The organism is Myroides profundi (assembly GCF_000833025.1).
GTDB lineage: Bacteria > Bacteroidota > Bacteroidia > Flavobacteriales > Flavobacteriaceae > Flavobacterium > Flavobacterium profundi_A.
Genome location: NZ_CP010817.1, coordinates 3268928 through 3282555, shown reverse-complemented (window position 1 = coordinate 3282555; position 13628 = coordinate 3268928). Strand labels below are relative to the sequence as shown.

General features: G+C 34.3%; 13 protein-coding genes and 5 tRNA genes. 17 read left to right on the top strand and 1 reads right to left on the bottom strand.

Annotated elements, in window-relative coordinates; all coding sequences use genetic code 11:
- Nucleotides 1-51 precede the first annotated feature (51 nt).
- The 11 genes from idi (at nucleotide 52) to MPR_RS14365 (ending at nucleotide 5640) form a co-directional block, all read left to right on the top strand.
- The gene (gene idi / locus MPR_RS14415; protein WP_041893696.1) at nucleotides 52-579 is read left to right on the top strand and encodes an isopentenyl-diphosphate Delta-isomerase; all 528 of its coding nucleotides are present in this window, start codon (nucleotides 52-54) and stop codon (nucleotides 577-579) included.
- Between the two features lie 4 nt (nucleotides 580-583).
- Nucleotides 584-997 carry a 6-pyruvoyl trahydropterin synthase family protein gene (locus MPR_RS14410; protein WP_006264406.1) on the top strand — a complete coding sequence of 138 codons (414 nt, stop codon included), beginning with the start codon at nucleotides 584-586 and terminating at the stop codon, nucleotides 995-997.
- A 108-nt stretch (nucleotides 998-1105) separates the two neighbouring features.
- The gene (locus MPR_RS14405) at nucleotides 1106-2074 is read left to right on the top strand and encodes a type I phosphomannose isomerase catalytic subunit (RefSeq protein ID WP_041893695.1); all 969 of its coding nucleotides are present in this window, start codon (nucleotides 1106-1108) and stop codon (nucleotides 2072-2074) included.
- 65 nt (nucleotides 2075-2139) lie between these two features.
- A complete protein-coding gene (locus MPR_RS14400) occupies nucleotides 2140-2403 on the top strand; it encodes a hypothetical protein (RefSeq protein WP_041893693.1) in 264 nt (87 codons plus the stop codon).
- Between the two features lie 81 nt (nucleotides 2404-2484).
- Nucleotides 2485-2558, top strand: a tRNA-Thr gene (locus tag MPR_RS14395).
- A 41-nt stretch (nucleotides 2559-2599) separates the two neighbouring features.
- Nucleotides 2600-2673: transfer RNA gene (locus tag MPR_RS14390), tRNA-Thr, on the top strand.
- 42 nt (nucleotides 2674-2715) lie between these two features.
- Nucleotides 2716-2789: transfer RNA gene (locus MPR_RS14385), tRNA-Thr, on the top strand.
- A gap of 41 nt (nucleotides 2790-2830) precedes the next feature.
- Nucleotides 2831-2904 (top strand) — tRNA-Thr (locus MPR_RS14380).
- A 36-nt stretch (nucleotides 2905-2940) separates the two neighbouring features.
- Nucleotides 2941-3014: transfer RNA gene (locus MPR_RS14375), tRNA-Thr, on the top strand.
- 144 nt (nucleotides 3015-3158) lie between these two features.
- The gene (cls, locus tag MPR_RS14370) at nucleotides 3159-4634 is read left to right on the top strand and encodes a cardiolipin synthase (RefSeq protein ID WP_041893690.1); all 1476 of its coding nucleotides are present in this window, start codon (nucleotides 3159-3161) and stop codon (nucleotides 4632-4634) included.
- A gap of 61 nt (nucleotides 4635-4695) precedes the next feature.
- A complete protein-coding gene (locus MPR_RS14365) occupies nucleotides 4696-5640 on the top strand; it encodes an alpha/beta hydrolase (protein ID WP_041893687.1) in 945 nt (314 codons plus the stop codon).
- 94 nt (nucleotides 5641-5734) lie between these two features.
- Here the strand turns inward: MPR_RS14365 and MPR_RS14360 are convergent, their stop codons facing one another.
- Nucleotides 5735-8134 (bottom strand): TonB-dependent receptor, encoded by a 2400-nt coding sequence (locus tag MPR_RS14360; protein ID WP_041893684.1) that lies wholly within the window; start codon nucleotides 8132-8134, stop codon nucleotides 5735-5737.
- A 171-nt stretch (nucleotides 8135-8305) separates the two neighbouring features.
- Here MPR_RS14360 and MPR_RS14355 point away from each other — a divergent pair, with 171 nt between their 5' ends.
- From MPR_RS14355 to MPR_RS14330, 6 genes are all read left to right on the top strand, one after another.
- On the top strand, nucleotides 8306-8875 hold the full coding sequence (locus MPR_RS14355) for an LOG family protein (RefSeq protein WP_041893680.1): 570 nt from the start codon (nucleotides 8306-8308) through the stop codon (nucleotides 8873-8875).
- 5 nt (nucleotides 8876-8880) lie between these two features.
- A complete protein-coding gene (locus MPR_RS14350) occupies nucleotides 8881-9459 on the top strand; it encodes a Crp/Fnr family transcriptional regulator (RefSeq protein ID WP_041895571.1) in 579 nt (192 codons plus the stop codon).
- 68 nt (nucleotides 9460-9527) lie between these two features.
- Nucleotides 9528-9965 (top strand): MoaF-related domain-containing protein, encoded by a 438-nt coding sequence (locus MPR_RS14345; protein WP_041893677.1) that lies wholly within the window; start codon nucleotides 9528-9530, stop codon nucleotides 9963-9965.
- A gap of 88 nt (nucleotides 9966-10053) precedes the next feature.
- Entirely contained in the window at nucleotides 10054-10806 is a 753-nt protein-coding gene (locus MPR_RS14340) for an NYN domain-containing protein (protein ID WP_006261944.1), read from the top strand.
- Nucleotides 10807-10920: 114 nt separating this feature from the next.
- Nucleotides 10921-11484, top strand: a complete 564-nt coding sequence (locus MPR_RS14335) for a DUF1572 family protein (RefSeq protein ID WP_041893675.1) — start codon at nucleotides 10921-10923, stop codon at nucleotides 11482-11484.
- Between the two features lie 98 nt (nucleotides 11485-11582).
- The gene (locus MPR_RS14330) at nucleotides 11583-13619 is read left to right on the top strand and encodes a dipeptidyl-peptidase 3 family protein (protein ID WP_039328426.1); all 2037 of its coding nucleotides are present in this window, start codon (nucleotides 11583-11585) and stop codon (nucleotides 13617-13619) included.
- Nucleotides 13620-13628: the final 9 nt, after the last annotated feature.

The following is a 13628-nucleotide window of genomic DNA, read 5'->3' as shown; positions in this document are numbered from 1 at the left end:
AGTTTAACCGTATCTTTTTTGTATTTTTGAGGTTGATATAAATTATTAGGTATGAAAGAAGAGTTAGTGGTATTAGTAAATGAACAAGATGAACAAGTAGGAGTAATGGAAAAGATAGAAGCTCATGAAAAAGCTTTGTTACATCGTGCATTTTCTGTTTTTATTTTGAATAAAAATAATGAAGTAATGTTACAACAACGTGCTTCAGAAAAGTATCACTCGCCTTTATTGTGGACTAATACTTGTTGTAGTCATCAACGTGTAGGCGAAACAAATATAGAGGCTGGTAGACGTAGATTAATGGAAGAAATGGGATTCGAAGTGCCCCTAAAAGATGTTTTTAGTTTTATCTATAAAGCCCCATTTGACAATGGTCTGACAGAGCATGAGTTTGATCATGTGATGATTGGATATTACGATGATGAACCAAATATCAACCTAGAAGAAGTAGAGGCATGGAAATGGATGTCTATAGAAGGGATAAAGGAAGATATGGAGGCTAATCCTAATATATATACAGCTTGGTTTAAAATCATTTTTTCTAAGTTTTATAATTTTATAGAAGCTCAAAAAAAATAATAGTATGAGATTAACTGTTAGTAGAAAAGCTCACTTTAATGCAGCACATCGCTTGCATAGAAAAGAATGGTCAGAAGAGAAGAACCAACTTGTTTTTGGTAAATGTAACAATCCTAACTATCATGGACACAATTATGAATTAATTGTTCAGGTAACAGGAGAGTTAGATCCAGAGACAGGATTTGTGATGGATTTAAAAGAACTATCAGATTTAATAAAATCGGAGATAGAAGAGAACTTTGATCATAAAAACTTGAATTTAGATGTACCAGAGTTTTTAGAGTTGATCCCTACGGCAGAAAATATCGCAGTAGTGATATGGCAAAAATTAAGACCTTTTATTAATGATGATAAAGAGTTAGAAGTGATATTGTATGAAACTGCTAGAAACTTTGTTTCTTTTAAAGGAGATTATTAATTATAGGGTATGCTAATGGGAAAAGTTGTAACTTGCACCCTCGTTTTTTATAGCGATTGGGAAAAGATAGATAAGCAATAGCTTATTTTTAATAGAAGTGATTAATATATGGGTTTTAAACAATATCCGATACTATTTCAACCGATTCTGAAAGACAGAATTTGGGGAGGAACGAAGTTAAAGTCAATACTTGGTAAAGATATTGATTCAAATGAGGTAGGAGAGAGCTGGGAGATTTCTGGCGTATCTTCTGATGTAAGCGTTGTCGCAAATGGGGTATATGAAGGATTAAGTTTAAATGATTTAATTCAGAAGTTTCCTGAAGAAATCTTAGGTGATTATATTATAAACCGTTTTGATAAGAAGTTTCCTCTTTTGTTTAAGTTTCTAGACGCAAAAGAAGATTTATCTATACAGTTACATCCGAATGACGATTTAGCTCAGAAGCGCCATGGGTCTTTTGGAAAGACTGAGATGTGGTATGTGATGCAAACGGATGAAAATGCAAGAATAGTAGTAGACTTTAAAGATGGAGTGACTCAGCAGGACTATCTACATCATTTAGAGGCTAAGACATTGCCTTCTATATTAAAAGAGATACCAGTAAAGAAAGGAGATGTATTCTTCATCGAGACAGGTACTATTCATGCTATCGGAGCAGGTGTACTATTAGCGGAGATTCAGCAGACTTCAGATATTACTTATAGAGTATATGACTGGGATAGACTAGATGCTTCTGGTAATTCTAGAGAACTGCATATCGATATGGCACTAGATGCTATCAACTATGATAAGAAAGATGTAGAGTTGACTTATACTAAAGATGCGAATGTATCGAATGAAATAGTAGCGTGTCCATTCTTCTCAGTGAATTATATTCCTCTAAAAGGAAGTTATCAGAAAGTGAAAGATGCTTCTAGATTCTATTTATATGTGTGTACTGAAGGAGAAGGAGAGATTATATTAGGTGAGGAAGTATATCCTATACAATGTGGACAAACTGTGCTAATACCGGCAGCAGTATCACAAATACGGTTAAGTGGTGAAGCTACAATCTTAGAGATATTTGTTTCTTAAAAGAGTAGTATACCCCATTTTTATATTGTAGATTTGCGTAAAATTAATAATAAATAAAGGAAATTATGGCAAGCGTAAAAAACCTAAAAAAAGATATTCACTATGTATTAGGTGATATCATCCAAGCAATTTATATTCAAGAAATGACAACTGGAGGACCAACTGCAGAGACTAATGCATTACTTGAAGAAGCGTTTGTTTCTTTCGATGAATTAATCGGAGCAGTGAATGCAAAAGACGTTGAGAATAAAAAAGCACATTTTAAAGGAGTTTATAAAAAATTAGAAGATGTTGCTGGTCAATTAGTTGAGAAAATCAACGCAATGTAATCGAAAAAAAGATTTAAAAAAGATACATTTTGTGTTGCAAGATTGAAAAACCATGCTATCTTTGCACTCGCAAAATGAGTCGCCGGTGTAGCTCAGCTGGCTAGAGCAGCTGATTTGTAATCAGCAGGTCGTGGGTTCGAGTCCCTCCATCGGCTCAGATGTTTTTTGAAAAATTGATATTGTAATACTTTGAGTCGCCGGTGTAGCTCAGCTGGCTAGAGCAGCTGATTTGTAATCAGCAGGTCGTGGGTTCGAGTCCCTCCATCGGCTCAAAAGTTTTAAAAGAGATTAGTATTACAATAATATTGAGTCGCCGGTGTAGCTCAGCTGGCTAGAGCAGCTGATTTGTAATCAGCAGGTCGTGGGTTCGAGTCCCTCCATCGGCTCAATAATTTTTCGAAGATTAAATATTGCAATACATTGAGTCGCCGGTGTAGCTCAGCTGGCTAGAGCAGCTGATTTGTAATCAGCAGGTCGTGGGTTCGAGTCCCTCCATCGGCTCAAATGTTTTAATATTGTATTGCAGGCATTCATTTTGCCGGTGTAGCTCAGCTGGCTAGAGCAGCTGATTTGTAATCAGCAGGTCGTGGGTTCGAGTCCCTCCATCGGCTCAAAAGTCTCCCCTTAAAGGGAGACTTTTTTGTTTTTAAGTACTTTGTGTACTAAATGCTCTTCTAACTGCTTTTTATTTTTTACTTTTAGATAACCTAAATCTAACTTAAATAAGGCGTTTATTATTAAAAATACATTGAGGTATGTTTTTGAGAGTTCAAGCAGATTGGTTTATCTATTTGGAGGTAGTATATTTTATTATAGCTATTGCTGTGGCTGTACGCATTATCTATGATACAGATTCTATCTCGAAGACATTAGCTTATCTGTTGTTAGTCTTCTTTGTGCCTATCTTTGGTATCTTATTTTATTTTTCGTTTGGAATTAATTATCGACGAAGAAAGATGTATTCTAAGAAACTTAAGGTAAATGACGAGTATAGCACTAAACTAACAGAACGCCTAAATGACATTCACCTAGATCAGAGACAGCAAGGAAACCCTATTGTACAAAGGAATCGTTCTTTCATTAAGATGTTGTCTAGTGCGACTATGGGAGAAGGGCCATTATTAGTGGATAATAAAGCCGAAATATTAGAGAATGGAGAAGAGTTTTTCCCAAGGCTAATAGAGGACTTAAAAGCAGCTAAAAGTACAATTCATATCGAGTATTATATTTATGAGAATAATGATATCGGTAAGGAGATAGAAAGTATCCTGATCAATAAAGTAAAGGAGGGGGTTAAGGTACGTTTTATCTATGATGATTACGGCTGTAAGAGCATTCGAAAGAATATTGTTCGCAATCTTCGTGCGAATGGGGTCGAAGCCTATCCATTTAATAAGATTATTCTATTAGCCTTTGCTAACCGTATGAATTATCGAAATCACCGCAAAATAGTGGTGATAGACGGAACGATAGCTTATACAGGGGGGATAAATATATCTGATCGCTATGATAACCGTAAGAAAGATTCTAATCAGTATTTTTGGAGGGATACGCATATTAGAATAAAAGGATCGGGAGCTTATGGACTACAATATATCTTTTTGGCAGATTGGAATTTCTGTAGTAAGCAAGACTTAGCCTTTGATGAGAAGTATTTTCCTATTCATGATAATGATGATATAGGAGTGCCGTTACAAGTGATTTCGTCTGGACCTGACTCAGATGTACCCTCTATCTTATATAGTGTCTTAAAAGCTATACAAACAGCAGAAAAAGAGATCTGCATCACTACGCCGTATTATATACCTGACGAATCATTACAACTAGCTATCAAAATGGCTGCATTAAGTGGTAAACGCGTTAGAATGATACTGCCTGGGATAACAGATTCTAATATTGTGAAGTGGGCATCAGAGTCCTATTTTCAAGAACTGTTAGAGTTCGGTGTAGAGATTTATTTATATAAGAAAGGATTTATCCACGCGAAGACCTTTGTGACTGACTCAGGAGTGAGTTCCATAGGGACATGTAATTTAGACCATCGTAGCTTTGACTTGAACTTTGAGGTGAATGTCGTGGTTTATGACGAGGCTTTTGCTCGTAAAATGAAAACGATGTTTGATAGAGACTGTAGAGATTCTATTAAATTAGAGTTACATAGGTGGAATAAGAGATCTTGGAAACAACGTCTTAAAAACAGTTTTATTCGTTTGTTTTCTCCTTTATTATAGTATGTATAGACATCAAATAAAGTGAGTAATGAAGGATAAGTAAACTTTAACTAAGGATACTATGAATTTACATTTGACATTTGATAAATATATAACACATCAACATCCCTTTGAGAATGATTATGAAGGGAAGGTAATCACCACATTAATAGAATCAAGAGGAAATAAGGAAGAGCATAAGCAGACTATTTTGTATATACACGGATTTTGTGATTACTTCTTTCAGATACACTTGATGGATTATTTTAATGAGCATGGAGTAAACTTCTATGCAATAGATTTGCGTAAGTATGGTCGTTCGCTATTGCCTCATCAGCATCCGAATTATTGTAAGTCGATGCGAGAGTACTTTCCTGATATTGATTATGGAATAGAGTATATTCTAAAGGAAAAGAGAGATACTCAACTATTCTTATTAGGGCATAGTACAGGAGGATTATTAGCAACATATTATGCTATGTTTGGGTTGTTAAAAGAAAGGTTGTCAGGACTAATATTAAATTCTCCTTTCTTTGATTTTAATGTACCTTTCTATGTAAAGCCTTTTATGGGGAGTGTTGCTAGGAGTAAAGTTAGTAAGGATATGTTTGCTAATGCAGAGCAGATGCCTGAGTTATATGGTAAGACATTGCATAAAGATTATGAAGGAGAATGGGAGTACAAGAAAGAATGGAAACCAATAAATCCTTTTGCTGTATACTATAATTGGATATTAGCAGTGCAACATACACAGGAGTTAATTCAGGAGGTAGTATTACATGAAGATTTTCCTATTCTACTGATGTATAGTGATAAGTCTGGAAATACTTCTAAGTGGACTGATACTTCTATGACATCGGATATCGTCTTGAATGTAAAAGATATTGATAAGATAGGGAGTAAGATAGGACATCGTGTAGAGAAAGCCGTGATAGAGGATGGAATGCATGACTTATTTCTCTCGAAAAAAGAGGTTAGAAATAAAGCACTGTCTAGTGTATTACAGTTCTTAGAGAAACATCAATAGATATTAAAAGTAAAAAGCTGTTACCTTAAATGGTAACAGCTTTTTTAGCAATAATTGAAAAAAGTTGTTGTTGATTGGTTGGTAGGGGAGCTTTTTAGAATAATCCTCCAGCACCTCCACTTTCTTTTGTATTCGAATCTCTGTTCTTTCTTTGTAATGCACGTCCTTTTCCTCCTCCGAACATATAGTTTACTCCGATGTAAACTGATCTACTTTCCCATGTAAATTGTCCATTAGAAGCATAAGGGTACTGAGAACTGTATTTGAATTTCATAGTATTGAAGATATCATTGAATCTTGCACTGATACTTAATTTGTTTTCAAGTAAAGAGTATCTAGCTCCAGCATCTATTTTATACATCTCTTTAGAGTCCATTGTGATACCATCTACAGGACCTCTATAGAATCCGAATAAGTTAAATCTTAAGTTTTTAGTCGCTTTGAAGTTACTGTTTAAACGAGCATTGAATGCACTAGCAGTAATATCGCGTTCAATAAAATCCATTTGATTTGTAGTACTGTTTAACTGAGATACAAAACCAGTCTGTTTAATACTAGAGAAATCAATACCAGGTTGCATATCCCACCATGGAGTTAATTTGATATTAGCAGAAAGTTCAAATCCATAAGCATCATTAGACTTATAGTTATCAAAAGTCATTAATAAAGCATTTGGGTTATCATTGTCTGGGTCATCGTAGATAACGTGGTTGATTTCTTTATTGATCTTTCTATAGTACACTCCAGCAGTTACACTACTTTTGTTATTAAACATTCTTGTGTAATTTAATTCTACAGAGTTAGTAAACTGAGGTTTTAATTCAGGATTACCTACCATTGTCATTAATGGAGTAGAGAATTGTCTAACAGGGTTAGTCTGAGAAATACTAGGTCTATCTACACGTCTACTATAACTTAAGTTAAACATATCGTTATCTGTCATAGAATACCCTAAGTATACAGACGGATATAAGGTAACGTAGTCATCTTTAAAAGTAGTTGTTCCTCCTAATTTAGATTCTACTTTATAGCTTTCTAATCTTGTCCCTACTTGGTAGTTAAACTTACCATAAGTTTGACCAAAAGTTACATAAGCAGAGAAGATATCTTGGTTGTATTTATTGTTGATTGTTTTATTCTTCTCAGGAATCAAAGGATTATTAGAATCAAAGTTGTTATCCGCTCTAGAGATTCTAGCTTCTGCCCCAACTTCTAGTTTAGTATGATCGTTTAAAGGATTTACATAATCAATGTTGATTGTTGTTAAATCACTTTTATCATTGTTTCTATCTTGATAAACTTGGTTAGGATTTTTACCTATAATCGTATTGTAGTCTCCGTCATTCGTAGATTTGTTACGACTAAAGTTTCCTTCGATATCTAAAGTATGACCTTTTTTCTCAAATAGATGTTTATAAGCTAAGTTATACGCACTATATCTATTATCTCCATCATAAACAGTTTTTTGGAAGATATCTTCGAATAAGTTTTTAGGATATGTAGTCGCGTTATCCATATCTGTTGTTCTATCATTTGTACTTTGGTTAGTATAGAATGACAATGTATTGTTATCGTTGATATAATAATCCATACCTACTTTATAGAAGTAGTTCTTATTCTTATTATTCATACGAATCTCTGTAGGAGACATAATATCCGTACGTAGCATATCACCATCATTTTTATACTTTCCATACGAGTAGCTACCATTAGCGAAGAAGTTTAACTTACCTTGTCTATAGTTAGCATTGATAGAGTTAGTATTCTTAACAGTATGAGCAAATGTAACTCCTGTGTCTACAGAACCATTAAAGCCATCCATTGTGTTTTTGTGTAACACGATATTGATAATACCTGACATTCCTTCAGGATTATACTTAGCACTAGGGTTAGTAATTAACTCAATGCTCTTAATAGAAGTAGAAGGAATTTGTTTTAATACCTGTTCAGAAGACATATTAGTAGGACGCCCATCGATAAGGATACGTACATTCTCATTTCCTCTTAGAGATATCTTACCATCTTTATCCACATTTACAGAAGGGATATTATTCATAATCTCACCAGCAGTAGCACCAGCAGTAGTTAAGTCTTTACCTACATTGATTACTTTTCTATCTATCTTTTGTTCTATTGTAGATGATTCAGCGATAATATTAACTCCTTCTAAAGTTGTCGCTTCAGGAGTTAAGTTAATCGTACCGAAGTTATAAGTAGCTTCAGTTAACTCAAAATCTTTAGTATATGTTTGGTAACCGATAAACTGTACTTCTAGTGTATATTTTTTTTGAGGAACAGTTAATTCGAATTTTCCATTGTCATCAGACATAGCACCTGTTACAATAGTCTCTCCATCTTTAATAGAGACAGTTGCATAAGGAACGGATTGATTAATTGATTTGTCAAAAATCGCTCCTATAATTTTTCCTTTCTGTTGCGCATAAATAGAGCAAACCATGGTAAGGAAAAGCATGACACTTAATTTGAATTTCATAATAGTTCTTTCGTTAAGTTTATTTCTAATAATTGATTAAGGTTTCTATAATAGTCATACTTTTGAATAAAATGTTACAACAAAAAATGTTTGTTTTTTTATAAAATATTTATTTTTATTTGTAACTTATTGATATTTAGTTTTTTATTTCGCTATTTAAAATTATTATAAATGAGATATACGGTGTTTTGTGGTTCTAGTTCAGGTACTAAGGATATTTATTATAAACAAGCTTTTGCATTAGGAGAACAATTAGCTAAGCATCATATCGGACTTGTATACGGTGGTGCTAAAGTGGGGTTAATGGGAGCTGTAGCTGACGGTGTTCTTAAAGGGAATGGCGAAGTTATCGGTGTATTACCTAGTTTTTTGGCAGATGTAGAATTAGGTCATAAGGGATTAACAGAGTTAATTATGGTCGAAACAATGCATGAACGCAAAGCTAAAATGGACGAATTATCTGATGGTGTAATCACAATGCCTGGAGGATATGGTACTTTAGAAGAATTCTTTGAAATGCTAACATGGGCTCAATTAGGATTACACAAAAAGCCTGTAGCATTATTAAATATAGATGGATTCTATAATCCACTATTAGAAATGATAGATACGATGGTCGCTATGGGGTTCTTAAAAGAGATAAACAAAGATATGATTGTGGTAGCTGATAAGATAGAAGAGCTTTTAGAAAAGATGAAAGCCTATAAAGCACCTAAAGAAGGTAAATGGATTCAAAAATAAATAATATGAATAAAGCCTCATTAATAGATAATTTTGAACGCAAAGGTGTTACATTAACTCAAGAAGAGAAGGAATTATTACTTTCTGCTTTTCAGACTGTTTATGTAAAGAAGAAAGACTATCTATTAACAGCAGGTGCTGTATGTGACTTCGAAGCCTTTGTAGTACAAGGATGTTTTAAAGAATATTGTTTGGACGAAAAAGGAGAAGAACACATCATACATTTCTCTATAGAAGATTGGTGGTTAGCAGATCTAGAAAGTTATAATTATGAACGACCATCTAAGATATTTATACAAGCATTAGAAGATAGCGAAGTTTTACTGATAAGGAAAGAACGCAAAGAAGCTCTATATGATGAAATACCTGTCTTAGAAAAGATATATAGAAGGATGACTCAGCAGGAGTGTATCGCTCTTCAGCGTCGTATTGTAAATAAGTTGTCAATGGATGCTACAGCAGAGTACGAAGATTTCTGTAAGCGATATCCATCCTTAGTACAGCGTCTAACTAATATTCAGATAGCTTCTTATCTAGGTATTTCTCAAGAGTTTTTGAGTAAAATACGCAGTAAGAAAAAATAATAATTATTGAACTAGTTCAATGTTTTTGATTTCAAAGCAATTTAATTTTGCCTTATAATTATAGAACAATGAACAACAAAATAATAATAGCTTCATTGGCAATAGCGTTGTCAGTAGGAGCATGTCAGTCAAAGACAGAGAAAGAATCTACTTCATCAGAAATATTAGAAAGTACTAGTGCTAGCCACACTAGTACCTTAATTGGACATAAAGCAGAAATACAGTTCCCAGAGATGAAAGCTACTATCGAGTACACGAGTACAGATACCTTACACTGGAGTACAGTAGGTGAGAATGGAGCAGTAAATGAAGGCGATGAGAAAATGAGCTACAAAGCACTTGGCGAGGACTTACACTTTCTGAACTGGATAGAACAAGACGGTTTTACAGTTAGTCAAATCATCAATACGAAGACAGGAGAAGTAACTGCTTTTTGGTCTTATAACGGAGCTGATCAGAAACGTGAAAGTCAGTTTGTAACAGGAACTTTTAGATTAATTGATTAAAGAAATCAATTATTAACAGATGTTTTGGACATCAATGCTCTTTACGTAGTTCTATTTTTTGTATTTTAGAGCTTTCGAAAAGGAAAATATGATGGAAAAACAAAATAACAACATTGCAATCTTAGTGGATGGGGACAATGCTCAAGCTAAGTTGTTGGATAAGATTTTAGAAGAAGTTTCTAAATATGGGAAGGTGACTGTCCGTCGTATTTATGGAGATTGGACAACACCGCAAATGAATAGCTGGAAGGAATTACTGAATGACTTGTCATTTTCGCCTATACAGAAGTTTAATTATACTAGTGGAAAGAACTCCACTGATAGTTCTCTAATCATAGATGCTATGGATATTCTGCATGCTAAGATGGTAGATGGATTCTGTATCGTATCTAGTGACAGTGACTATACTGGTTTAGCTAAGCGTATCAGAGAAGAAGGTATTTTCGTGATGGGAGTAGGAGAGAAGAAGACTCCGAATGCTTTCGTTCAGTCATGTGAGATATTTACTTATTGTGAAACCTTAATGCCTAAAGCAACTACAGCAGTCAAAGAAGCGAATGGCAATGCTAAAAAAGTAGAAGCTACAGATGATGACGATACTAAATCATTAACTAAGAAAGAGTATAGACTGATAGATAAAGCATTCGATATGTCTGTAGATGAGGAGGTAGAAGCTTATATCGCTACAGTAGGAGGTAACCTTCGTAAGCTTAATCCTAGTTTTGATGCCAGAGATTATGGCTTTAGAAACTTGACAGAGCTTTTTAAACATCTAAAGACTTATGATGTAATTAACAATAATGTTAAGGGGTTAAATCATCCCTTAGTAAAGAAAAAATAACCTTCGGGTTATTTTTTTTTGCTCATAAACGAATGGTATCGTCTATAAACTTTAAATTGCAATAGGTCAAATATTGACTACAACAAAAAATATCAACTCAATACAATTTATATTATGACTATACAAGAATTAGAAGGTATTCGCAAGCAATTCGAGTACTATAGAATGATCGTAGATAAAACGGTTTTAGTTCTATCTCAAGATGAGTTAAATCAAAAGGTCAATGTAGAGAGTAACTCTATAGCGATGTTAATGCGCCATATCACAGGTAATTTGCTTTCTCGTTTTACTAACTTTTTTACAGAAGATGGAGAGAAGTCATGGAGAAACAGAGATGATGAGTTCGCAGATGGAGTTTATGACAGACATGAACTTATAACGAATTGGGACAAGGCATGGAATGTTCTCTTCAGTACCATAGATAGTATTAATGAAGAGAATATTAATACAGTAGTGAAGATCAGAAACCAAAACCATACGGTAGCAGAAGCTTTATACCGACAGTTAGCACATTACCCTTATCATATAGGACAGATTGTATTTATTGGAAAGATGATACGCAATGAAGAGTGGAAGTCTTTAACCATTCCTAAAAATAAATCAAAAGAATACAATCAGAACAAATTTGAAAATCCTAATTCAGAGACTCATTTTGTAGATGATTATCTAAAGAAGTAAGAGATAATTTTTTAGATTCCTAATTTTGAATGAGAATTAGTAGAGTCGTTCAGTGCAATATTTTATATATTTGTCAAAAGACGGTAAAAAACTACAATATGAAATTAAATACAATGGCCTGTATCGTATTGGCTTCCGCTATGTTATTATCATGTGGAGACAAGAAAGAGGCAGAAAAAGGAGCAAGCGAAGTGACTACAACAGAAAAGTTTGATTACAGTGTGGATCAGTTTGGAGATATCGAAGTATTGAGATATCAAGTACCTGGATGGGACGATCTAACATTAAAAGAAAAAGAATTAGTGTATTATCTAAGTCAGGCAGGGTACGCTGGACGTGATATCATCTGGGATCAGAACTATAAACACAATTTGACTATTCGTAAAGCATTAGAGAATATTTACGAAAACTATAAAGGAGACAAAGAATCAGAGGATTGGAAAGAATTCGTGACGTATGTGAAGAGAGTATGGTTCTCTAATGGTATTCACCACCATTATTCTAACGAAAAGATAAAACCTGGATTCTCTCAAGCTTATTTCTCTATTTTATTAAAAGAGACTAATACTACATTAGATCAGAATGTAGCGAATGTTCTATTTAATAATGTAGATAGTAAAAAAGTAAATCTTGATTTAGCGAAAGGTCTTGTAAAAGGATCTGCAGTTAACTTCTATGGAGAAGGGATTACAGAAGATGAGGTAGAGGCATTCTATAATGCGATGAAGAGTCCAGACCCACATCGTCCATTATCTACAGGACTAAACTCTAAAGTAGTAAAAGAGAATGGTAAGTTAGTAGAGAAAGTATGGAAGAGTGGTGGAATGTATGGAGCAGCTATTGATCAAATCATCTTTTGGTTAGAAAAAGCTGTTACAGTTGCAGAGAACCAAGAGCAAGCAGATGCGCTTAAGTTATTAATCAAATATTACCAAACAGGAGATCTTCAGCTTTGGGATGATTATAACGTTGCATGGGTGAAAGCTACTAAAGGAAATATTGATTACAACAGTGGATTTATCGAAGTATATGCAGACCCATTAGGACATAAAGGATCTTACGAAAGCGTTGTTCAAATCAACGATTTTGATATGTCTAAGAAGATGGCTGTTCTTTCTAAAGAAGCTCAGTGGTTCGAGGATAACTCTCCATTAATGGCAGAGCATAAAAAGAAAAATGTAACAGGAGTATCGTATAAGACAGTGATCGTAGCGTCTGAGTCTGGTGATGCATCTCCAAGTACACCTATCGGAGTGAACTTACCGAATGCAGATTGGATTAGAGCAGAACACGGTTCTAAGTCTATCTCTTTAGGTAATATTATCGATGCATATAATCATGCAGGTGGTTCGGATAAGTTAAAAGAGTTCGTTCACGATGAGGAAGAATTACAATTAGAGGAGAAATATGGTGAGTTAGCAGATAAGCTACACACAGCTCTTCACGAGGTAATCGGACATGCATCTGGACAAATCAACAAAGGAGTAGGACAACCAAAAGAAACACTGAAGAGTTATGCTTCTACATTAGAAGAAGGACGTGCTGATTTAGTGGGGTTATTCTATTTATACAATCCTAAGTTACAAGAGTTAGGATTAGTTGACGATTGGAAGTCAGTAGGTAAAGCAGCTTATGATGGATATATCCGTAACGGATTAATGACGCAGTTAGTGCGCCTAGAGCCAGGTGCTGATATCGAAGAAGCTCACATGCGTAACCGCCAATGGGTGAGTGCTTGGGTATTCGAAAAAGGGAAGAAAGATAATGTAATTGAGAAAGTAGTTCGCGATGGTAAGACATATTATAATATTACGGATTATGATAAGTTACACGATCTATTCGGACAGCTTTTAAAAGAGACTCAACGTATCAAATCTGAAGGTGATTATAAAGCAGGACAAGCGTTAGTAGAGACTTATGGTGTGAAAGTAGATCAAGCTATCCACAAAGAAGTTTTAGAGCGTAATGCTAAGTTTAACTCTGCTCCATATAGAGGATTTGTAAACCCATACATTGTACCAGTGAAGAATGATAAAGGAGAGGTGACTGATTATGTAATCGAACAACCTAAATCATTTGAAGAGCAAATGTTGCGTTATACTAAAGAATATGGTTTCTTACCACTTGTAAACTAATTACAAGAA